Here is a 22940-nt window from a genome sequence, read left to right on the forward strand (position 1 = left end):
ATGAAAAAGAAAAGGGCGCTTCGGCGTCCTTTTTCATATTGGCGATGACCTAGTGGTGGATAAGATTTTATGAAAGCAAAATTACTGGTTTTGAGTTGTGCGTTGGCTTTAACAGCGTGTGATAAATTGGGACAACAGGCATTGGATTCGATTCCAAATCCGAGTCCTGCTCAAGAGAAAGTGGCTCAGCAAGCTTATCAAGCCTTTACTCAGGGTGATTTTCCGCAGCTCTATACTTATTTTGAGCCAGAGTTACAGCGTGAATTTAAAATTCATGAAAAAGACATGCGAAAATTTGCAAAGTCGATTCCTAAACAAGCCATTACGACTCAAAAAATTGTATCGAAACATATTGAAAAATCGACAGAAAAACCAAGTTTGTATGCAGTTACCTATGAGTATGCTTATAGCAATAAAAACCTAGTTCAATACGATGTTGGTTTTGACAAAGCCGGCGGAAGCACAAAAATTCGCAGCTTTGATGTCAAACTTTATGGGGCTTCAACGGATTAAATTGGTAGGATTGCTATCAATACGTTCTAAAATTTAGCGATGCTTGAGACGCCAATAAGCAAATGCTGCGCAAGCTATACCAAACACAAATAGATAGAGTAGTTTCGGCAGAATAAGTGCAGTTGGTACACCCATTTGGTTCAGTTGAATAAACATTTGAATCCCTTGGGTCGATGGCAAAACATTGCCCAAGTATTGCATCCAAGCGGGCATTGCGGCGTGTGGCCATGCTGTTCCTGAAAGTAGAAATAGCGGAATAGAGGTAAATACAATGACATGTCCTGCACGTTCAGGCATATCGAAAAATGTTGAAATCAACATGCCTAAAGCCACGATACAGCCTATAAAAATCGGCACGGCCAGTAACATGCCACTAAAATTTCCCCCATGTGGGTAGTCATTTAACCAATAAATAAAGCCAAATAAATATAAACAACCGAGCATACCAATGGTCAGGATGGCGCAAAAAATCGCAAAAAATTCCGTCGTCGTTGGTCGCCATTTCTGTTCGCGGTATCCGGCCAATAACATCCCTAAACCGAGCACGATGGTTTGATGAATAATCAGCGGAGCAATGGCGGGGAAAATATAACTGCCATAACCCGACATGGTGTTAAAAAGCGGTGTTTGATGAATGGAAATGGCTGGAGAAAAGTGCGAAATATTGCCAAATTTTTCCACGTGCTCGCGTACAGCATTTTCAATTGAGGTAGCGAGACCTAGTCCAATTTGCTTGGTTTTTAAAAAGTTTGCCGCGCTGAGATAGAGCCCAATCCCACCGACTTCGCCATGCCGAAGACTATTGGAAAGATTTTCGGGTAAGAGCAAAATACCATCGGCTTGCTGTTGTTTAATCATATTTTCAGCATCGAGGAAATTGCCCGTCACAGCCTTCACTTCAACATTTGGACTGAGCGAAACTTGCTGAATGATGTTATTGGTCACGATACTTTGTTCTTCATCCACAATCACAATGGGCAAAGCTTCTGCTTGCTGTGCTTTGTAGGCAGTCGGATAGAAAACACTATAGAAAATCACCGAGAGGATGAGCGTGGTTAAAATCGACTGATTGGCGATAATGTCTTTAAATGTCTTGAAGTAATAGTGCAAAAATGACTTCATGATACTGCTCCTTTGATTCTTTTTTTGAGCAGCAGGACAGAGGTCACAGCGTAAAAGACCACATAGAGGATAAGTATGAGTAAAGGCAACAGCGATGAACTGATTGGGCTACCAATGACCCATTGTTCGGTTTGTAGTTTGGCATAAGGTGTGTAAGGAATAATATTGGCCCAAAATTTGGTAAATAGTGGTGCGTTATTTAAGGGGAGGGTCACTCCTGCAAAACTGAGTGATGAGCCGCCGTACACAGCAATTAAACCAAAGGTTTTGGATAAGTTATTGGTGGCTAAAACAATGGTACTACTGATCAAGGCATAGGCACTATAAAATAAAAGCTGTGCCAACATGATCAACCAAAGTTGACCTGCAACAAACCAACCGCGAATCTCAATCAGCCAAAACATCCACGCCCATGTCCACAAGCAAAAAATAAGTACATAGGTCAGGTTTTTCGTGAGGATAGCTTTAAAAGCAGATTGGTTGTTTAGCCAATTTTGCGCTGTATGAAACTTAAATTCTTGACCGACTGAAAATGCGACACAGCAGCAGAGTAGTAAATGCAAAATTGCAGGAATCATAAAGGGTTCTAAATAGAACTCATAACTCAAATTTGGATTGTATAAGGTCGAAATTTTAACGTGTGGTGTAGGTACATCTAAATAAGGAATGGTATTTTCTAAATAGCTTTCACCAGCATAGTCTGCCATGGCTTCAACTGTGCTGAGTAACATGGCTGATGAAATGGTGTTCCCCACACTAAAGTAACTTTGGTTATAGGCGATGCTGATTTCAGCATCTTTAGCTTGAAAAAAACGTTGTTCAGCACCATTGGGAATACTGACGTAACCCCAAACTTTGGTTTGGTTCAGCAACTTTTCAACTTCGGTATTTTGATCACTGACGATGGCGACATCTAAAGTATGGTTGAGTTTTAAATAGCGCTGTATGTTTTGGCTTAGCTCGCTTTGGTCTTGGTCAATAATCGCAATAGGCAAATGTTCGGGTTTACCTTGGGCAAACATACTGGAAAACAGCACGATAATAAACAGTGGGGCAAGTGTGACTAAACATAGATCCCACTTATGTTTGAGTAAATAGTTCAGTTCCCGCAGTAGCCCACTTAGCATTATTTGCTCTCTTTGACTTTAAACAACACACTCATGCCAACTTTTAGGTCTGGAATAGCTTGTGCAGGCGTCAAATGAACTTTAAAGCTACGAATGTCATAGCCCCCTGTTTGGCGTGTGGTCTTAATGGTGGCAAATTCGCCTTCGGCATCAATATTCTTAATATTAAAGTGGGTATGTAGGTTTAAGGCTGGAATAAAGCCTTCAATTTGTTTTGCCTGATAGATATTGGCATATTGGTCTTCACGAATATTCAGTGATACCCAAAGTTCACGGTCTTGAATAATACTCACAATCGGCACACCCATCGCTACCAATTCAGAGGGTTTGCCATAAGTTTTAGAGACAGTACCGTCAATGGGTGAGAGTAGTTTGGTTTCAGCTTCAAGCGCATTGACTTCAGCAACGGCTGCTTTTGCAATTTGCACTTGCGCATCTGCTGAACTTTTTTGCTGTGGAGTGCTGCCACGTTCAGCCCGAGCATATTGTTGATATGCCGCTTCTGTCATTTGAGCAGCTGATTGTGCCGCAGCATGCATTTCATCGCGACGTTGGCGTGAGATGACACCTTGTTGGTACAAGTTTGCACCACGTTGATAGGTGGTTTGTGCCAAAGTTTGCTGTGCTTTCAGTGCTTGCCAGTTGGCGTATAAACTCGCAATATTTTCTTCCTGAGAGCCACGATCAGCGGTGGACTGGAGTGCTAAAGCAGCCTGTAAGCTGGCCAATGCTTGCTGTTTTTTGGCATCGACTTCTGGGCTATACAGTCGAACGAGTTCTTGGTTTTTACTGATCTTCTGTCCGTCATGTACATAAATTTCATCAATTCGACTGGGCACTTTGGTGCTAACATGGATCGTTTCTGCCTCAACCCGACCTTGGATTTCAACCGTTTTCGGTTGATAGGCCTTCCACAGTCCAAAAGCAATCACGATGAATAGAATAATAAGAGCAAGCCCCCCAATCAGCTTGATCGCTTTAGACTTTTGCTCGGTGTTTGTATTGGCTGATGCTGGCTCAGTCTGTTCGCTCTCAGTCTGTGCCTGTTCTTGAGTATTATTTGTGGTTAATTCCTCTGTTGATGGCACCACTTGATCTTCTTGTTTTTCAGGTTTTTGCGGATCAGATTGGTTTTGATCTTGATTCATTAAATGGCTCTCATCAAAGAATTAACGAATAAATCGCGTATTGGGTTGCAGAAGATAGGTTTGGAACTGATGGATCGAACCATGACTTTGTAGAAGCGTCGCCAGTGACATGACATATTTATAGGCATTCAGTGCGGTTTCTGCTTTTAAAGCGCTGAGCATATTTTGTGCATCGATCACTTGGGTCGCTGTTCCCATATCTTCTTTAAAGGACAGTTCTTGTATACGTAAATTTTCTTGCGCTGCTTTTATATTTTGCTGTAATAACTGATCACTTTGCTGCGCTGTGGTGGCTTCGCTATACGATTTATAAATCACATTTTCAATTTCTTGTTTAGTCCGTGCTGTCATCAGTTCAGAAGCGTAGCGTTGTAACTCTGCTGCTTGGACATTTTTGTTTTTATCAATGCCTGAGAACAGATTGTACTGTGCGGCTAAGCCAACGATCCAGTTATTTTTATCGTCTAGACTGTATTCACCAAAGGCAAAAATATGTGGTTTCTTGGCGGCGTTTTGTGCGGTGACATTGGCTTGTGCCAGTTGGGTGTCCATTTGCAGTTTTTGTACTAAAGCCGATTGATCTGCATATGACTTGAGTAGAGTATTTAAATCTTGGTTTTGGGTACTGTTAATAAAGAGTGGTGTGGTGAGCTCAGTAATTTGGCTGCTTTGTAAAAGGTTATTCAGTTGAAATAAACTGGCTTTTAAATTGGCCTGACTGGCTTGCTCACTGCGCTGTGCATTGTTTTTTGCCACTTCAAATTGCATGCGCTGGCCTTTACTAATAAAGCCCTGTTGTTCAAGTTTAAGAGCATTGTCATAGTGTTTTTGCATTGCATGCCAATTATATTGGCTAGACGCGAGCAACTGTTTTTGCAGTTGAACATTGAAATAGGCTTGAATCAGCTCAAAGCGTTGTAGGTCTTGCTGTTGTTTGCTGTTGAGTTCGCTACGTTTGGCTTTGATATTGGCGACTTGTTTCGCACTTGAGGTTAACCCACCTGTATAAAGCGGCATCATTGCAGAAATGGTTGGGCGTATGACTTGATCTTCTAAGGTAATTTGCGAGCTATTCGGAATAAGTCCCACACCTTTGTGGATGGTTTGATCAATACCTTGCTCTAAACCACTTAAATCGCCCAAATTTGGATAGGTGTTTTGCCACTCATCAATTTTCGTGGCTACACCATCAGTCAGTGTGTGTTCTAAATTATTTTTGAGTGCACCCAGAGGCACATCGAGCTCATTATGAAAAGCATAGGCACGTACGTTCAGATCGATACGGGGTAGCCCCAAACCTTTGACCGCTTCAGCTTCTAGCTTTGAGGCTTGTTGTAAGGCTTGGGTTGCCTGTGTGCTATACGAGTCTTGTAACACACTTTGCTCAGCTTGTTGATAGCTGATAGATGCAGCAAAAGTTGTCGAGCTGATTCCGAGACTGAGACCGAACATGCTTAATGACAAGATTGATGGCAGTGATGTACGCAATAAGAATTTGTTGGCTGGTGTATTAAGCATGTTGAATAGTCTTTGTGGCATGAGCACGACTCTTTTCTATGTTTTGCACATTATACGCATAATCTAGCTGTTCTGAATGCTGACTCAGTTACTGAATTGTTTAATTTGCAAATGTATATCAATAGATTAGCGACATTTTTAAGCAAAGGATATGCTTTCTTTGAGCTTAGGTGAATGGGAAAGCGCTGCTGTAATTGATTGAGGAATGCTGAGTTAAAACTGGATCGTTGATCTTGATTGAGTTTTTGACTGTAAAGGTGAGATTACATTGAAATATTTTCAGTTGAATTTACTGCAAGCACTGGCTATCTGTGGTTAAATGCCATCATTTTATTGTGTTTCACTTTGAAAGGAAAAATCATGCGCGCGTACAACTTCTGTGCTGGTCCTGCTGCATTACCTACTGCCGTTTTAGAAAAAGCACAAGCTGAAATGCTTGATTGGCAAGGCAAGGGTCTTTCCATCATGGAAATGAGTCACCGTAGTAAAGACTATGTTGCTGTGGCTGAAAAAGCAGAAGCAGATTTACGTAAACTCATGAACATTCCAGAGAACTATAAAGTCTTGTTCCTTCAAGGTGGTGCTTCACTTCAGTTCTCCGCGATTCCTTTAAATTTGTTGGGTAAAAACAGCAAAGCGGACTATATCCATACTGGAATTTGGTCTGAGAAAGCACTGAAAGAAGCGCAGCGCTATGGTGATATCAACGTCATTGAAGCGGGTACGCAAATTGATGGAAAACTTGCCATTGCAGACTCAAGCACTTGGAACCTATCTCAAGATGCGGCTTATGTGCATTATGTAGACAATGAAACGATTGGCGGTCTTCAGTTTGCGGCTATTCCAGAAACCAGTGCGCCATTGGTTGCAGACCTGTCTTCAAGTATTTTGTCTGCACCTGTTGATGTCACTAAATTTGGTATCATTTATGCAGGCGCGCAAAAGAACATTGGCCCAGCGGGTTTAACCTTGGTTATTGTTCGTGAAGATCTGCTAGATCAAGCCAAACCTGAAATTCCAAGCATCTTGAAATACGCTTCACAAGCGAAGAATGATTCGATGGTCAATACACCGTCGACCTATGCTTGGTACTTATCAGGTTTAGTGTTTGAATGGTTGCTTGAACAAGGTGGTGTTGAAGCGATTCATAAAGTGAACCTTGAAAAGGCGAAACTGCTTTATGGTTATATCGATGCAAGCGATTTTTATGCAAATCCAATTGCTGTTCAAAACCGTTCAATTATGAATGTGCCGTTTACTTTGGCGAATCCAGATTTGGAAAAACTTTTCCTCAAAGAAGCTGAAGAAAACCATTTGTTGAATCTTGCGGGTCACCGTTCAGTTGGTGGGATGCGCGCAAGTATTTATAACGCGGTTCCATTAGAAGGCGTTCAAGCGCTAGTGAATTTTATGGATGACTTTGCGAAACGCAATGCTTAAGTCATAGAAATAAAAAAGCCCATCAAACGATGGGCTTTTTTATTGGTTTTTTAACAGATTATCTAAAACAATCGTGACGTTTTGGTGTCATACCCATAAATTATTCATTTTATTTATCACCTAGTACGGACGCCCCCCTGCAAGACTAATACGTTTGAGTAAGCGACGTTGATCGACAGGGAAGGGACGACGTGAATGTAGTGTCACCTGATTATCCCAAAAGACAATATCTCCAGTTTCCCAGTGATGTTCATAGCGAAACTCAGGTTTGAGGATGTGCGTACGAAGTGCAGCAATCAGTTCACTGCCTTCGCTATCATCGACATTGAGTAATTCAACTTCCGAACGGGTATTGAGCCAAAGCGCTTTACGCCCAGATTCTGGATGTGTGCGGACTAAGGGATGCGGATAGGCATGACCTAAAATGGGTTGATCTTTAAAGCGATAATAAGGGCTGTCGCCATAACCCGTATTGCCTGTATTACTTTGCGCACGGACAAATGGATTGTAAGTAATCAGCTGTAGCTGGTCGATCTGCTTTTTGACGTCATCGGGAAGCGCATCATAGGCTTTGATGGTATTGAACCAAGAGGTTTGTCCGCCGTCTTGAGGAAGCTCAAGGGCATAGAGCAGAGAGCCAAAAGAGGGAAGAGGTATCCATTGATGATCGGCATGTGGGGTGAGTTCGCCATGACCAGTGTAGTCGCCTTGACCGACCGCATTGGAAACAGGAACCACATCGGGTGGAACACCAGTGTCAGTCTGGCTAGCCAGCACAGGATTGTCTGCACTTGGACGGAAAATAGAACCAAAATAGCTGGCAAAGGCTAAATATTGCAGATCATCCAAAGTTTGGTTTTTAAAAATTAAAATCAGATGTTCGGCCAAAGCTTGTTTTAAGCGATAAATGGTTTCTCCTGCTTGGGCTTTACGGGCATCTAAACCAAAAACCACAGCACCTAAGGCTTCTTCTGCCAGTGGGATAATTTGTATTTCTTCTGGATTTTGAAATTGTTCAGGTTGATGCCAACGTGGAGCATCATGAATCGCTTGTGAAAGTTGAGTTAATGCGGTCATTTTGATTATTTTCTCTAGATATAGGGTCTAGAGAAAATGTAATCAAAATATATGTAATCTTAAAATTAAAAGAAGTTCTAAACTTATGAAAAATTTAAAAAATACTAAGCGGATGATTATATTGCTTTTCTTTTATAATGAAATATTGAGCTCAAAATATGCAGATTTAATGTGCGCAAAATGCCTGATTAAAATACTCAAACAGGTCAGGCGTATTCAGCCAAAGGCTAATCGCCAGAGCAAACAAAGCAACGATGCTAATGCCGATACCGCATTTGAGCCATAAAAATGAATTAGTCATGGACAACCGCCTTTTCATCGACAAAGAAATGTACCAGTACGCCAAAAACACTCAGAATAATAGAAAACAGCCAAATCAAGTCATAATTACCTGTCACGTCATGGTTCACACCACCCAGCCATCCACCGAAAAAAGAACCAACTTGATGGGTAAAGAACACGATGCCGCTCAGCATGCTCAGATATTTAATACCAAACATATTGGCCACAATACCGTTGGTCAAAGGTACTGTAGATAACCATAATAAACCCATCACTACACCAAAGCTATAGATGGTGACTGTGCTGAGTGGGAGCATCAAAAAGGCAATAATGGCAATGCCTCTGAGCCCATATAAGCCCATCAGTAACTTTGGTTTAGAATATTTCCCACCTAGCCAACCAGCAGTGTAGGTGCCAACGATATTAAATAAACCGACCAGCGCTAAGAAAACAGTTCCTGTGGTTGCATTAAAACCATGGTCAATCAAATAGCCAGGTAAATGGATACCTATAAAGACTACTTGGAAGCCACAGACCAAAAAGCCGAGAGATAAAAACCAAAACGGTTTATGATTTTTCGCAATCACTAAGATATCTTTAAAGCTGAGCTGAACTTGGTTGGTTGACGCATTCGGTACAACAAAGGCGGGAGCTTTGAGCATCCAAGCCAGTGGAACAATCATCGCAATTAAAAGTGCACTAACGACCAGCGCCGCAGACCAGCCAAAGTTCTGTAATAGAAGTAAGGTTGACGGCAGCATAATGAACTGCCCAAAAGAACCCGCTGCACTGGCAATACCCATAGCAAGGCTACGTTTTTCAGGCGGTGCAGCACGACCCACCGCGGATAACAATACAGAAAAAGAGGTCGCAGATAATGCTAGGCCCAAAATAAGACCGACACTTAAGTTGAGTAACCAACCCGTAGAGCTGACTGCCATGAGCAGCAAACCAATGGTATACAACACACCACCGACGGCAACCACGATTTTAGAGCCATATTTATCTGCTAATGCGCCTGTAAAGGGCTGCGCAGCGCCCCAAATCAGGTTTTGCATCGCAATCGCTAGACTAAAAACATTATGTCCCCAGCCAAACTCATCACTCATAGGCACAAGATAGAGTCCAAAGCCATGTCGGACACCTAGTGATAATGCCAGAATTATTGCACTTCCAATGAGCATATAAATCAGCGGTTTGGAAAAACGAGTTTCTGACATATTTCAACCAAAAAATGAGCTTAGATTTCGCTATATTAAGTGAATTATTTGCTGAAAGCGATGATAAAAAATTGACTATTTGATCAATAAAAACAATGAATATTCATGAAAAAAGACGACTTGGTGTCGTCTTTTTGGTAGTTGTTTGAAGCTTAGAACCGGTAGCCGACACCTGCATACGCCAGAATGGGGTTAATTTCAATATCGGCTGTAGATTTGATGAGTTCACCGTGCGTAGCATCTTTGACGGTGATTGTGGTTTCATTTTTAAGATGAGCATAGGACACCGAGCCGACAGCAAACCATTTATCATTAAAGTCATAGGTGAAACCGACAGTTGCAATAGGCGCGAAGGCATCAGTTGCTTCTAGCTTAACTTTGGGATTGGCTGAACTCTTTTTCCCTTCAAGTGATGCACCAGCATTTCCTTCTTTAATATTGGCAATCATATGACCTGCCGCAATCAAGTCTTTTTCTGTTTGTGGGTTAATTTCTAGCTCATTGAAGTAGGCATACATCATTCCAACACCGACATAGGGGCGGAATTTATTCACACCTGTTTTACCAAAGTGATATTGGAACTCGAAAGCAGGTGTCCACGCTCGTGCAGATGCCGCAGGGCCATGTGCTTCTAAGTCGGTAATGAAAATATTATTTTTTAAGTCAATATTTAAAAATTCTAAGGGGAGGTCGCCAATTTGTGGAGTCGCAATTGCGGCGAAGGGTGCATAAATTTTTCCTTTGCCTTGTAAGTCGACTTTAGGCGGAATACCAGCTTTCATTTCAAAAGAAATATTATCGGTAAAAAAGTAGTTGGTCATGATGCCAAGGGTTGTGACATCATCGGCTTCTAAACCCGTACCTGGGTTATCCCAGCTTTCGAGGCCGCTTATAGTGGATGAACCACTTAAACCTGAACTGAGATTCCCCCCTGTTACAAACCCCAATACTTTGAGTGCATCGGCTAATAATCTTTGGTCAACATCTTCATTTAGATTATTTAAGACGGTGTCGACTTTAATGTCACCATTTTTGGCTACTTCGCCTTCTTTAACTGATGTGTTAACTCGGAAGGGTTGAGCTTTACCTTGTGGCATGACGTGTAAAGCACCGACCGATACAGAAAAGCGTTTAAATCCATCACCATCTTGTAGACTAAAATAAGGTGAATCTGCATGTGTGAGCATAGGCAAGGCAGCAATAGACGTTGCTACACAAAGCAATGTTTTTTTCATTCTGGGACTCCATGTCCAAATTAGCTATTCGTTTTTATAGAGCGTATTATTAAGGTTGCTGCTACGATAAAGCTGTTGTTTTTGAAGGACATGTGTTTTTGACATTTGTGAATGTCAAAACCTGTTTTGTGTGATCGTGTTACTAGCTTGCAATCTTTGTTACAGATGAATGAATGTAATAGAAAGCTACTGTTGAGTGTTTTTTGATTCTATATATATGTAAAATAAAAAATAAATTTAAAATTCAATATTTGCTTAGTCATAAAAAAGACCACCCGAAGGTGGTCTTTTTGACAGATGGCATCATATTTCATGCCAATGACAGCAATTAAGACTGAAAACGTGATAAATCTTCTTCAGGACGTGCAGTTAACACTTCAACCCCATTTTTAGTGACCAACAACGTATGTTCATACTGTGCAGACAAACTATGGTCTTTGGTCACTACCGTCCATTTATCCCCCAGTAATTTAGTTTTCCAATCACCACCATTGACCATTGGTTCAATGGTAAAGGTCATGCCTTCTTCTAAAATCATGCCTGAGTTTGGTTGACCATAGTGTAAGACTTGAGGTTCGTCATGGAACACAGTTCCAATACCGTGACCACAGTATTCACGTACGACACCAAAACGTTCCGATTCGACATATTGTTGAATGGCGTGACCAATGTCGCCAATGGTTGAACCCGGCTTCACTGTTGCTATTCCACGGTACATTGCTTCTTGTGCCACTTTACATAAACGATTCGCGAGAATAGAAGTTTCGCCACCGACGATGTACATCATGTTGGTATCGCCGTGGAAACCATCTTTAATGACCGTCACATCAATATTTAAAATATCGCCTTTTTTCAACACTTTTGCATCTGAAGGAATGCCGTGACAGACCACATGGTTTACAGAAGTACAAATTACATGTTGGAAAGCAGGGCGACCCGGTGCAGCACCGTAACCTAAACATGCTGGAATCGCGTCTTGTTTATTGACAATATAATCGTGACAAATCGTATCTAACTCAAGTGTAGTCACACCTGGTTTAATATGTGGCTTGATCATATCCAAGACTTCAGCCGCCAGTCGTCCAGCCACACGCATCTTTTCGATGTCTTCAGCGCTTTTGATGAGTCGACGGGGTGCTTCGTAAGTACTGTTCATGATCTCTAAAAACTTTTGGAAATTTGTGTGTGACTATGGTATAAATAGCCGCCCATTTTATCAAATGCTTTTTCGTGAATAAATTTCACGAGCTTTGTGCGATGGGGCAATAAAATCCGCACATATATCGACACATTTCTCTGGGTGCCCGTTAGGGTGGAGGATGCGGATATATGGAGGCCTAACCCAAACTTTAAGGTAAAGAAAATGGCAGATTACAACGTAAGCATGCGCGACCTTCTTCAAGCAGGCGCACACTTCGGTCACCAAACACGTTTCTGGAACCCAAAGATGCGTCAATACATCTTTGGCGCGCGTAACAAAATTCACATCATCAACCTTGAGCACACTGTTCCTGCGTTAAATGATGCTTTGAACTTTGTTAACAACCTTGCTAGCAAAAAGAATAAAGTATTGTTTGTTGGTACGAAACGTGCTGCTTCTAACATCATCCGTGAACAAGCACAACGTGCTGGTCAACCATATGTTGATCACCGTTGGTTAGGTGGTATGTTGACGAACTGGAAAACACTTCGCCAATCTATCAACCGTCTTAAAGACCTTCAAACTCAATCTCAAGATGGTACTTTCGCTAAGCTTACTAAACGTGAAGCTTTAGAGCGTACTCGTGAGATGGAAAAACTTGAACGCGCTTTAGGCGGCGTTAAGAACATGGGTGGTTTACCTGACGCATTATTCGTAATCGACGTTGATCACGAAGCAATTGCAATTAAAGAAGCTAAAAACCTTGGTATTCCTGTAATCGGTATCGTTGATACAAACTCTAACCCAGACAACGTAGACTACGTTATTCCGGGTAATGACGATGCGATCCGTGCAGTTACTTTGTATGCTTCTGCTATGGCTGATGCGATTCTTGCTGGTAAAGAATATGCTCAATCACAAGCAAATGCACAAGCTAAAGTTGAAGAAGCTAAAGAAGCTCCTGAGGCTTAATGCGTTTGACGTAAGCTTGTCATTTTTGCGACATGTGATGGTGGCAAAGTAAGCGTCATGTATGCAGACGGCCCAAGAGACAGCTCTGGGCCGTTTCTGTTCTAAAAAGAATTCATTTTCTACCGTATTTAGGAGATTGACATGACTGCAGTTACAGCAAGCATGGTTAAAGAATTGCGCGATCGTACTGGTCTTGCAATGATGGAATGTAAAAAAGCATTAACAGAAGCGAATGGTGACATCGAATTAGCGATTGATAACCTTCGTAAATCTGGTCAAGCTAAAGCGGCTAAAAAAGCGGGTAACATTGCAGCTGATGGCGCAATCACTATCGCTCAAGACGGTAACAAAGCGCTTCTTTTAGAAGTAAACTGCCAAACTGACTTCGTTGCTAAAGACGAAAACTTTGCTGGTTTCTCTGCTCAAGTTGCTGCTGCTGCGTTAGCTGCTGGCGAAACTGATGCTGCTAAAATTGCTGAATTGAAACTTGAAGATGGTGCAACTGTAGAAGAAGCGCGTATTGCTCTTGTTCAAAAAATCGGTGAAAACATCCAAGTTCGTCGTGCTCAAATCATTGAAGGCGAAAACCTTGCAGTTTACAAACACGGTTTAAAAATCGGTGTTGTTGTATCTTACACAGGTGATGCTGCGACTGGTAAAGGTATTGCAATGCACGTTGCTGCGTTCAACCCAGTTGCTATCTCTGCTGAAGGTGTATCTGCTGAACTTATCGCTAAAGAGAAAGAAATTGCTGAAGCTAAAGCAATCGAATCTGGTAAGCCTGCAAACATCGTTGAGAAAATGGTCACTGGTTCAGTTGAGAAATACTTGAACGAAGTTGCTCTTGATCGTCAAATGTACGTAATCGACAACGACAAGAAAGTTGCTGACGTTCTTAAAGCAACTGGTACTACAGTTGTTCAATTTGCTCGCTTTGAAGTGGGTGAAGGTATTGAGAAAAAAGCTGAACTTTCTTTCGCTGAAGAAGTTGCTGCTGCTCAAGCTGCTGCAAAATAATTGAAAAATTATTTTGAGTAAAAAAAGCCCCTTTGGGGCTTTTTTTATACAATTAATAAAAATAAAACGGGGAAGTAGATAAGTGGCCAATAAAACCAACCTGAGTATTGGTGCGGTGATCGTACTTTTGATTGCTGCGTATTTCGGAATCGATCTTCAAGAAAATCAATTACAAACATCGACACCATCAGTCGCGGTAGAGCCCTCTACACAGACCAGCCAACCGCAAAATCAAGTACTTGATGGCACAGCAAAAATTGCCCAAGCGTTTCAAAACCGGAAAAGTAATATTCAAGTTCAATCACAAGGGCGTGTTGTGGCTGTGCTTAAAGATGATAATGACGGTTCTCGTCATCAAAAATTTATTGTAGAACTCCCTAATGCAATGACGGTTTTGGTTGCACATAATATTGATTTAGCACCACGTATTGAACGCTTACAAAAAGGCGATACCGTTGGCTTCAATGGTGAATACGAATATAGTGAAAAAGGCGGGGTGATCCACTGGACACATCACGATCCACAACAGCGCCATGAAGGTGGTTGGTTAAAACACCAAGGAAAAACCTATCAGTAGTAGAGCAATTTTGTTCTATACGTTTTGCTGAATCGCAGTATGCTGAGTGTTCAGGAGAGGCCAACTCATGCACGAAATCAGACCCAGTGAATTTGTAAATTACCATCATGTTCAAGAACTTGATGGTCTTGAGATGTTAAAAGCCTCTTATCAGCATACGCAGTTTTCAAAGCATACCCATGAAGGCTATTGCATTGGTTTAATTGATGAAGGTGCACAGTCTTTTTTACGCACAGGAAATCAGCATATTGCGCCGCAAGGCGATATTATTTTAGTGAATGCTGATGAGGTACATACGGGTTCTTCTGCTGTTGAAACTGGTTGGTGTTATCGGGCAATTTATCCGACCCCTGAAATGATTCAAGAGGTGAGCCAAGATTTTTTTCATGAAGCAGGTACTATGCCGTGGTTTCCGCAAGCTGTGGTTCATGATGAAGGGCTAGCCGAACAATTGAATTTGCTGTTCGATTTGTTATTACAGCCGAAAAATACACTGTTTAAGCAGAGTTTATATATTTCAACTTTGGCTTATTTATTAAGCCGTTATAATCAATCTAAGAAAATATTAAAAGACTTGCCTGAAGCGCAGCGTAAAGTGGTCTTGGTACAAGAACTACTTGCTGCAGAACCTGAAAGAGAGCATCAACTGGCCGAGCTCGCCGCTGTCGTCGGGATGAGCCCATGGCATTTACTACGTCAATTTAAAAAGTTTACAGGACTTCCACCTCATGCATGGTTGGTACAGTTTCGATTACGTAAATCTTTATATTTACTTAAACAAGGCTGCGAGATTGCGACAGTCGCACAACTCTGTGGTTTCTCTGATCAAAGCCATTACACTCGTCATTTTAAAAAGTCTTTGGGCTGTACGCCTGCGCAATATCTGGCACATAAAATTTAAAATAACAGCAATTTCATACAAGAAAGCCATTTAAGCCATGCCGCATATTGACTCTAGCGAATTGAAAAATGGAGTCTGCTGTGCAGTCGCAATTGATCCAACAAAAAGGTTTAAGCTTTTTCCGTGGTGTACAAGATATGTTGCCGCTTTCAGTCGCCGTTATTCCATGGGGAATATTGGCAGGCTCAGCAGCGATTAATGCGGGCCTGAGTGTCATGCAAGCTGTAGGCATGTCAGCGTTAGTGTTTGCAGGTGCGGCACAATTGGTCAGTTTGAGTATGCTCATGACGGGTGCATCTTTACTGAGTATTCTGATCACCGTATTTTTTCTAACCAGTCAGCACTTTATTTATGCACTGAGTTTAAGAGAGGAGGTGAAGCCGTGGTCACTCAAAAGAAGACTGAGTATCGGTTTTTTACTGACCGATGAACTCTACGCCACTGCGATGCTGAAGGAAAAGCTATCTTATGCCTATATGTTGGGTGCAGGATTCAGCTTTTATGTCAGTTGGGTGTTGTTTAGTCTAATGGGTATTTTGCTTGCAAATAAAGTACCTGATCTTTCAACTCTCCACTTAGAATTTTCAATTGTGGTGGTGTTCTTGGTTATGGCGGTGATGCTGATTCAAAATAAGGCCGCAATTTATGGCGTGGTGAGTTCCTCGATCATGGTGCTGATTTTGAGTTGGTTCGAGCTTGGATCAGCTATTTTGCTGGCTGGATTTAGTGGGATGTGGATTGCTGCGTTTTTTGATCAAGCAGAGGACTAAAACATGACATGGTTATTTGTTTTGAGTTTGACCTGTGTGACCTTTTTTAATCGGTATTTATTTTTAGAGCCTAAAACTCAAATTCGACTGCCTAACTTTGCGACACGCATGCTGAAATATGCGGCGCCTTGTCTGATGGTTTCGATTTGTTTGCCACTGGTTTTTTTCGAAGGCGGGCACTGGAAAGGAATATTTGAAAATAGCTATTTTTATGGTGCAATTTTTACGCTGTTAATCACTCTTTTGACGAGAAAATTATTGCTCAGTATTTTGCTGAGTTTAGGATTTTTTTACGGTCTGAATCTGTTATTCGATTTCTAGCATTTCATCAGCAAATAGGTCCATAAAATACCGAAAAAAGCATGAAAAAGTGCGAGAGCCCGATCTTTTTCATTGCTTTTAAATTTGTGTTGCCCTAAATGCTCACCATTTGCGATTTTTTCTATGTCTATCAAATTGGCGTAGCTTTGATTGGGGAACTAAAAAAGTTGAAAATAGAGCAAATGAGGCGGGTTTTGAGAACTTTGAAGAAATAAGAAGGTTTTCTTTTGAGTTTTGGTTCATAAAACTGCACTAATTATACAAAAACAAGCAGGGCAATAGTGAATCTAATATCGCAAAAATGGCGCTTAATTTACTAGGTAATTCATAAAATCATTCTAATTTGACGAATGCATAAAACTGCAGTTCAGGGTAGGCAGAAAAATTGGCTTTGATCAGATAAGAATGAGCTGCGAAAATATTTAATTTTGCTAGTCTTCCACCGCTGTAAAAATGTGAGCGCAGTCACTTTAAAAAATCGGATCGATTAGATTTCGCATCTTATTCAAACTAAGCATCTGGGAGGGATCAAATGCTGGAGATCGAGCTGTTTACGATTGTGTAAAACATTAGGCAAAGATAGAACAATAAAAAAGCCACATTACTGTGGCTTTGCTGTCAAATGCGTGTTGTAGGGACGAGTCTTAAGAGTTTGGTCCATCAATACGTTCAATGCTAACTTTAGCAGTACCTGCATTGGTAATACCCAGTTGCTTAGCAGCGCCATAAGAAAGATCGAGTACACGATTACCATGGAATGGGCCGCGGTCATTTACTTTAACCACAACACTTTTACCATTGGTTTTATTCGTTACACGAATAAAGCAGTTTAGTGGCAAGCTACGATGAGCTGCAGTTAATGCATTCATATCGAATGTTTCACCACTTGCTGTTTTACGACCGTGGAACTGACGACCATACCAAGACGCCATGCCCGTTTGACTAAACTTACGTACTGTATTTGATGCAACAGTATTTAACTTTTCAATCACTGAAGGCTCTTCTTCAGGGATCTCAATTTTTGCAGCGATTGTTTCGCGACGAATCTTATCGCCTGAACGTTCAGTGATTGAAAGGCTATTTAAATTTGAGAAGTGTGAGTTGAAGCCTTGAGCATCTTTATTCAAGACACGCGCAGCTAGGCGAGAGTTATCGTTATCATTGGTAAATGATGACTGAACCATCTCTGCTTGCGATTGGCTCAGCGCGATGGTCGAGGCAATGGCCAGTATATATTTAAGTGAAGACTGCATTTATAAACTCCAAAAGACAATACTTTTCTCTTTAAACTAAGTGGTTGAAAGATAAAAAAACTTGCCTGTTAATTCACTTTTGCAACAACATTTGACGAAATGGATAATATTCATGCAGTCATAAGCATGTCTAGTGTTTAATTAAAATAACGATAAAAACTACATAAACCGAACATTTTTTGATTAAAAAATAATCAATATTGTAACAAGGTGTGAAAAATGCCGAAATTTACATCATTTTTAAATATTTTTTTATTGACATCTCAAGCTTGAGTAAAAAGCTAGCCCTATCGGCTAGCAATTTCAGCCCCTAATTGCCACACTGCAGTCGCATACATACGGCTCTTGTTATAGGTCGTAATCACCTGAAAGTTAGGGTAAGTGATGTAATAACTTTGCCCATAATTTTCCTGTAGTTGGATCACATTCACCATATCTAAATCATCGATTTTGACAATCGGATTGGTCGGTTGAATGCCCTGATTTTTTAAAACGCCATAAGGTGTCGGTAAAGTTAAATCTTTGGCAATGACTGCTTCAGGATTCGAGCCACTATAGCGTGCTGCGAATCCAATTGGCTGATTACGTTGCCAGCCATGATTTGCTAAATAGTTGGCAATTGAACCAATCGCATCGACTGCTGAATTTCGTAAATCGACATGACCATTGCCGTCATAATCCACCCCAAACTTTGGAATATTGCTAGGCATAAATTGTGGATAGCCCACCGCACCTGCATACGAACCTACAACCGAGTTGGTTGGCACGCCATCTTTATAGCTCCATGCGATTAAAGCACTGAGTTCATCTTGGAAATATTGCTTACGGCGTTCGTAACCAAAACCTAAAGTGGCTAAGGCATCACGGGTCACAAAATTACCTTTATTGCTCCCAAAACCTGTTTCTACCCCTAAAATGCCGAGAATGACTGATTGAGGTACACCAAATTGTTGTTCGGCGCGGTTTAAAGTATCTGCATATTGGGCTTTGAAACGGACACCACGTTGAATGGTGCTTTCCGCCATAAAGTTGGTTTTATATTCGTACCACGGTTTACTTTCACCAGGGCGGTTCATAATGTTGATGATGTTGGGTACATTTTTAGAACCATTCATCGCCCAATCGACTTGCTCAGCAGACAGACCATAATTTTGCATGGTTTTTTGTTTAAAGCTGTAATAGTCAGGATGAGAAGCGAAATCGTTGGCTTGGCAAAAACTGGTGATCGACAAAGCGCCAATCAATAAAGGTAAACGTTTAACTTTGTTATAAAAGTTTAAATTTAACATAGAAGTCTAATTTCCAGAGTCGTTATTGGCAGTGGAGCAAAGCGAATAGGGGAATGCCCATAGTTCGCGTTTCTGTTATGTCGAAATTCTTGTGAACGGAGTCTAGCGTGAATAGGCTTTAAGATAACATTGTCTGTACTGAAGCGGGCAAATAGGTATACAAAAAAAGACAAACTCAGCCTATATAAAGGACAGATCAATCAAAATGGCACAGTTTTTCAGGCAGAATATTTACGTGACTATATAAGTCAAGTTTTACTGACTGATATAAAAAGTCTTCCTTATATAGAGGCAATTAAAATTGTAGTGTTTAGGGTCTAGTGACAATGACAAAAAGATCTGGTCTCAGCTTATATATGGACTTTATATATGGCTTTATATAAAGACTAAGAAATTACAGCTTAGAAACCAAAATGACCCTACACAAGTAGAGTCATTTTGATCTGAAAAGTCTCGAAGACTTTTAGTACTTAAGCATGAAATAAGGTGTCGTGATATTCAGCTAAAGCTAAAAGTTCATCTTTGGTTAAATTGGGGATGATTTTATTGGCAGCAATATGCACTGCTTTAATGACAGCTGCAGAACCGATATCGGCTGCTTTACGCTTAATCATGCCCAAATCGAGGGTTTTATTAAAGTCATTCATGAAGTGGCGTACAGTCGCTTCAGCAAACTGTTTATACAGTTCGGTTAACGCGGCTTTATCTACTTCATTGCCTGCTTTAATTTCAGCATAGTTATATTTGAGGCTGGTCACTAAGCTTGCATCTAACGCTTCACCCACACGGAACTGACCTTCAGCATCTTTAAACAAGCTTTTTTCAGAAAACTGAATCGATGCTTGAACCACATCATTCGATGATTTGCCTAAAAGCTGCTTCAACAAAACCGCAACTGTTGACTTAATATAGCCAGCCAGTTTCTCGGCTGTGTCACGTTTATCACTCGGTGGAAAACGGCGAACTAACTCAGTCAAAATGGCATCAATAATTTCATCATTGATGAGGAGTGCTGTTTTATCACGAAGTGGATATAAAGGTTCACTTGAGTCTTTCTTCTGCTGAGCAGTTTGAATAGTCTGTAAAAGTTCAGTCGATGGAATAAAACCAAAAAATGGCATCGTGTATTAACCTCAATGTTCTTTATTTTATTGTCGCGCCAATCGAATTGGGCGGGGCATCCATGACACATCTGACACACGACAAGGGTTAATGTCTAAACCACCACGGCGTGTATAAGCTGCGTACACCATCAGCTTTTCAGGTTTCAAATTTTGCCAAATATCGGCAAATATTTTTTCCACACATTGTTCGTGGAAACCGTTGTGCTGACGATAAGAGATAATATAAGCCAGTATGCTGTTATAACAAGGCTTTTTACCTTTATATCGGATAAATACCGTGCCCCAATCAGGTTGTCCAGTGACTGGGCAGTTACTTCTGAGTAAATGTGAGTAAATCTGTACTTCAACATCTTCCGCAGTATCATCTAATGCCAATAGATTTGCATTGGGATGATTTTCCAATTGGGGCGGAGTCAGTTCATCAATACAGATACCTTCAGGTTGAATAATTTCCACATCATCGACATGAAAAAGATCAATTTGGACATCTGCGCCAGCCGCCGCCGATAAATCCTGTTCGACTGTTTCTTTAAACGCAGCTTTAGACTCAAACTGAGTAAAGTTCATGCTATTAAAGTAGAGTTTTAATGACTTTGACTCAATGAGGTTGGGCGAGGTGGCCGGCAGGCTGATGCGACCAATGGCAACTTGCGGAACACCATGGTGATTTAACCAAGAAATTTCAAAAACATGCCACCAGTCTTTACCTTGTTGAATACCTTCAATATGCGCATAGTGCTCACGTGCTGTAGCACGAGCAATAGGAAAAAGAATATCGGGTTGATAAGTTGTAGGGTAATTGGTGTCTTTACCCAAAAGAGAATGTTCTACACTCATTATTCACGCATTCCTGAACCACGAGAAAGTAAATAGTAAGCAATGCCATAAAGCACTGCACAGCATATGGTCATAACAGACAGGGAGACGACGACGTTAACATCGCTATGACCTAAGATGCCGAAACGAAAAGCATTGACCATATATACAATTGGATTGATCAACGATAAATTTTGCCAAAAAGGGCTGAGTGCTGAAATGGCATAAAATACGCCACCTAAATAAGTTAAAGGCGTCAGCACAAAGGTTGGGATGATGGAGATGTCATCAAAAGATTTCGCATACACCGCATTGATAAAACCACCCAGTGAAAATAAGAACGAGGTGACCAAGACGGTGTAAATGGTAACAAACCAATTGGTAATATAAAGGTCAGTAAAAAATAAACTCATAGCCGTCACAATAATACCGACCAAGACCCCGCGACAGACACCGCCTAAAACAAAGCCCCATAAAATGGCATGCAAAGGTACAGGGCTCATGATCAGCTCTTCAATACTTTTTTGAAATTTGGCACTAAAAAAGCTCGAAGAAACGTTAGCATAACTGTTGGTAATCACCGCCATCATAATTAGTCCAGGCACGATGAACTGCATATAGCTAAAACCGCCCATCTCTCCAATACGAGAGCCGACCAAATTACCAAAAATCACAAAGTACAAACTCATGGTAATGGCAGGTGGAAGTAAGGTTTGCGGCCAGATGCGCATAAAGCGGCGAATTTCTTTATGCACCAGAGTATATAAAGCTACGCTAAGTTGATTTAAGTTCATAGCGTAGTTCCTTCGAGATTTTTTTCGACCATCTTCACAAACAGTTCTTCTAAACGGTTGGATTTGTTCCGCATACTGCGGACTTGGATTCCTTGCGATTCGAGTAATTGAAATAAGTCATTGAGGGTGTGCGCTCTATCCATAGTCACTTCTAAAGTCACGGCATCGACTAAATGAAAACGAACGCCAATGATGTCGATATGAATCGGTTCAATCGGTACTGCCAAATCAAAAATAAAGGTTTCTTCATTGAGTTGATTGAGGAAATTTTTCATGCTGGTGTCTTCTTTAATGACACCACGGTCAATAATGGCAATTCGACGACACAGCATTTCTGCTTCTTCTAAATAATGTGTGGTTAAAATGATCGATGTGCCTTTATTGTTCATTTCTGTGAGGAAGTCCCACATCGAACGACGTAGCTCAATATCAACCCCTGCTGTGGGTTCATCTAAAATAAGGAGTTTCGGTTCATGCATCATGGCACGAGCAATCATCAGGCGGCGTTTCATACCGCCTGAAAGCATACGGGCTTGAACGCCGCGTTTTTCCCATAGGCCGAGTTTTTCTAAATATTCTTCGGCACGAACTTCCGCAATTTTTTTAGGAATACCATAATAGCCCGCTTGTGTGACTAAGATATCGAAGGTTTTTTCAAACTGACCGAAGTTAAACTCTTGAGGTACAACCCCTAAGCACTGTTTGGCTTGAGAGGGGTGCGTGTCGAGATTATGTCCAAAAATTTCGACAGTGCCTGAGGTTTTCTTGGTCAATGAGCTGATAATACCAATCGTTGTAGATTTGCCTGCACCATTTGGTCCAAGTAGGGCATAGAACTCGCCTTCAGGAACAGTTAAATCGATGCCTTTTAAGGCCTGAAACCCATTTTTATAGGTTTTGGACAAATCTCTTAACGTCAATGCATCAGTCATGAAATTCTCGAATGATTAATAGTGGCACTATTGTGAGCGATTATGCCTAATAAACCAAGTAATCTACTCGCAATTCTGTGTTGCAGATATGGAACATTGTATAAAGCATAAGCAGGAAAATCACTCTAAGCTATATAGATGCTTTACCTTGTGATTTTTTTTGATATGATGTGCTCGCGCGCTCATAGCTCAACTGGATAGAGTACAGGTCTCCGAAGCCTGTGGCGTGGGTTCGAGTCCCGCTGAGCGCACCAATTTATCATTATATTTCAATAAGTTAGTGTTTTTATAATGCCTAAATATGGGTGTTTTTAGGGGTGAAAATTCCCATTTCATTCCCACCAAAATTAA

At 41.1% G+C, this 22940-nt stretch carries 23 protein-coding genes and 1 tRNA gene; 9 read left to right on the top strand and 15 right to left on the bottom strand.

Annotated features, from left to right (window positions below; translation table 11 throughout):
• The first annotated feature begins 69 nt into the window (after nucleotides 1–69).
• On the top strand, nucleotides 70–513 hold the full coding sequence (locus tag JZ787_RS05315) for a DUF3887 domain-containing protein (RefSeq protein WP_346311835.1): 444 nt from the start codon (nucleotides 70–72) through the stop codon (nucleotides 511–513).
• Nucleotides 514–546: 33 nt separating this feature from the next.
• On the opposite strand, the gene JZ787_RS05320 is transcribed toward JZ787_RS05315, so the two are convergent.
• The 4 genes from JZ787_RS05320 to JZ787_RS05335 are packed head-to-tail and all read right to left on the bottom strand — an operon-like array spanning nucleotide 547 to nucleotide 5362.
• Nucleotides 547–1635 (bottom strand): ABC transporter permease, encoded by a 1089-nt coding sequence (locus JZ787_RS05320; protein ID WP_346311836.1) that lies wholly within the window; start codon nucleotides 1633–1635, stop codon nucleotides 547–549.
• Nucleotides 1632–2762 (bottom strand): ABC transporter permease, encoded by a 1131-nt coding sequence (locus tag JZ787_RS05325; protein ID WP_346311837.1) that lies wholly within the window; start codon nucleotides 2760–2762, stop codon nucleotides 1632–1634. The genes JZ787_RS05320 and JZ787_RS05325 overlap by 4 nt, the downstream gene beginning before the upstream one ends.
• Nucleotides 2762–3910 (bottom strand): efflux RND transporter periplasmic adaptor subunit, encoded by a 1149-nt coding sequence (locus tag JZ787_RS05330; protein ID WP_346311838.1) that lies wholly within the window; start codon nucleotides 3908–3910, stop codon nucleotides 2762–2764. The genes JZ787_RS05325 and JZ787_RS05330 overlap by 1 nt, the downstream gene beginning before the upstream one ends.
• 21 nt (nucleotides 3911–3931) lie before the next feature.
• On the bottom strand, nucleotides 3932–5362 hold the full coding sequence (locus JZ787_RS05335; protein WP_346311913.1) for a TolC family protein: 1431 nt from the start codon (nucleotides 5360–5362) through the stop codon (nucleotides 3932–3934).
• Between the two features lie 426 nt (nucleotides 5363–5788).
• Between JZ787_RS05335 and serC the strand changes: the two genes are divergently transcribed.
• Entirely contained in the window at nucleotides 5789–6868 is a 1080-nt protein-coding gene (serC, locus tag JZ787_RS05340) for a 3-phosphoserine/phosphohydroxythreonine transaminase (RefSeq protein WP_234955625.1), read from the top strand.
• A 120-nt stretch (nucleotides 6869–6988) separates the two neighbouring features.
• On the opposite strand, the gene JZ787_RS05345 is transcribed toward serC, so the two are convergent.
• From JZ787_RS05345 to map, 5 genes are all read right to left on the bottom strand, one after another.
• Nucleotides 6989–7945 (bottom strand): TauD/TfdA family dioxygenase, encoded by a 957-nt coding sequence (locus tag JZ787_RS05345; protein WP_279735441.1) that lies wholly within the window; start codon nucleotides 7943–7945, stop codon nucleotides 6989–6991.
• A gap of 166 nt (nucleotides 7946–8111) precedes the next feature.
• A complete protein-coding gene (locus tag JZ787_RS05350; protein ID WP_017397043.1) occupies nucleotides 8112–8246 on the bottom strand; it encodes a hypothetical protein in 135 nt (44 codons plus the stop codon).
• Nucleotides 8239–9447 (bottom strand): MFS transporter, encoded by a 1209-nt coding sequence (locus JZ787_RS05355; RefSeq protein ID WP_087013304.1) that lies wholly within the window; start codon nucleotides 9445–9447, stop codon nucleotides 8239–8241. Before JZ787_RS05355 ends, JZ787_RS05350 begins: the two co-directional genes overlap by 8 nt.
• Nucleotides 9448–9599: 152 nt before the next feature.
• Nucleotides 9600–10682, bottom strand: coding sequence for an OmpW family outer membrane protein (locus tag JZ787_RS05360; RefSeq protein ID WP_234955630.1), 1083 nt, complete (start codon nucleotides 10680–10682; stop codon nucleotides 9600–9602).
• A gap of 328 nt (nucleotides 10683–11010) precedes the next feature.
• Entirely contained in the window at nucleotides 11011–11838 is an 828-nt protein-coding gene (gene map, locus JZ787_RS05365; RefSeq protein WP_004695821.1) for a type I methionyl aminopeptidase, read from the bottom strand.
• 207 nt (nucleotides 11839–12045) lie between these two features.
• Between map and rpsB the strand changes: the two genes are divergently transcribed.
• The 6 genes from rpsB (at nucleotide 12046) to JZ787_RS05395 (ending at nucleotide 16381) form a co-directional block, all read left to right on the top strand.
• Nucleotides 12046–12795 (top strand): 30S ribosomal protein S2, encoded by a 750-nt coding sequence (gene rpsB / locus JZ787_RS05370; protein WP_004982536.1) that lies wholly within the window; start codon nucleotides 12046–12048, stop codon nucleotides 12793–12795.
• 141 nt (nucleotides 12796–12936) lie between these two features.
• Complete coding sequence (gene tsf / locus JZ787_RS05375; RefSeq protein WP_004695824.1) at nucleotides 12937–13812, top strand: translation elongation factor Ts; 876 nt, start codon at nucleotides 12937–12939, stop codon at nucleotides 13810–13812.
• A gap of 82 nt (nucleotides 13813–13894) precedes the next feature.
• Nucleotides 13895–14389, top strand: a complete 495-nt coding sequence (locus tag JZ787_RS05380; RefSeq protein ID WP_062033926.1) for a DUF3465 domain-containing protein — start codon at nucleotides 13895–13897, stop codon at nucleotides 14387–14389.
• 67 nt (nucleotides 14390–14456) lie between these two features.
• Entirely contained in the window at nucleotides 14457–15290 is an 834-nt protein-coding gene (locus JZ787_RS05385) for an AraC family transcriptional regulator (RefSeq protein WP_078426468.1), read from the top strand.
• Between the two features lie 68 nt (nucleotides 15291–15358).
• A complete protein-coding gene (locus JZ787_RS05390; RefSeq protein WP_346311839.1) occupies nucleotides 15359–16060 on the top strand; it encodes an AzlC family ABC transporter permease in 702 nt (233 codons plus the stop codon).
• Between the two features lie 3 nt (nucleotides 16061–16063).
• Nucleotides 16064–16381 carry an AzlD domain-containing protein gene (locus JZ787_RS05395; protein WP_184118048.1) on the top strand — a complete coding sequence of 106 codons (318 nt, stop codon included), beginning with the start codon at nucleotides 16064–16066 and terminating at the stop codon, nucleotides 16379–16381.
• Nucleotides 16382–17025: 644 nt separating this feature from the next.
• On the opposite strand, the gene JZ787_RS05400 is transcribed toward JZ787_RS05395, so the two are convergent.
• The 6 genes from JZ787_RS05400 to JZ787_RS05425 form a co-directional block, all read right to left on the bottom strand.
• Complete coding sequence (locus JZ787_RS05400) at nucleotides 17026–17634, bottom strand: septal ring lytic transglycosylase RlpA family protein (protein WP_004695839.1); 609 nt, start codon at nucleotides 17632–17634, stop codon at nucleotides 17026–17028.
• Between the two features lie 287 nt (nucleotides 17635–17921).
• Nucleotides 17922–18923, bottom strand: coding sequence for a lytic murein transglycosylase B (mltB, locus tag JZ787_RS05405; RefSeq protein WP_062033930.1), 1002 nt, complete (start codon nucleotides 18921–18923; stop codon nucleotides 17922–17924).
• A gap of 470 nt (nucleotides 18924–19393) precedes the next feature.
• Complete coding sequence (locus JZ787_RS05410) at nucleotides 19394–20044, bottom strand: hypothetical protein (RefSeq protein ID WP_004695843.1); 651 nt, start codon at nucleotides 20042–20044, stop codon at nucleotides 19394–19396.
• A 27-nt stretch (nucleotides 20045–20071) separates the two neighbouring features.
• Complete coding sequence (queF, locus tag JZ787_RS05415; RefSeq protein WP_346311840.1) at nucleotides 20072–20884, bottom strand: NADPH-dependent 7-cyano-7-deazaguanine reductase QueF; 813 nt, start codon at nucleotides 20882–20884, stop codon at nucleotides 20072–20074.
• Nucleotides 20884–21657: an ABC transporter permease gene (locus JZ787_RS05420; RefSeq protein WP_004982514.1), complete on the bottom strand. Its 774-nt coding sequence runs from the start codon at nucleotides 21655–21657 to the stop codon at nucleotides 20884–20886. The genes queF and JZ787_RS05420 overlap by 1 nt, the downstream gene beginning before the upstream one ends.
• Complete coding sequence (locus tag JZ787_RS05425) at nucleotides 21654–22589, bottom strand: ABC transporter ATP-binding protein (protein ID WP_234304688.1); 936 nt, start codon at nucleotides 22587–22589, stop codon at nucleotides 21654–21656. The genes JZ787_RS05420 and JZ787_RS05425 overlap by 4 nt, the downstream gene beginning before the upstream one ends.
• Before the next feature lie 178 nt (nucleotides 22590–22767).
• Between JZ787_RS05425 and JZ787_RS05430 the strand changes: the two genes are divergently transcribed.
• Nucleotides 22768–22843: transfer RNA gene (locus JZ787_RS05430), tRNA-Arg, on the top strand.
• The last annotated feature ends 97 nt before the right edge of the window (nucleotides 22844–22940 follow it).

The organism is Acinetobacter sp. BWR-L5, from assembly GCF_039655985.1.
Lineage (GTDB): Bacteria > Pseudomonadota > Gammaproteobacteria > Pseudomonadales > Moraxellaceae > Acinetobacter > Acinetobacter johnsonii.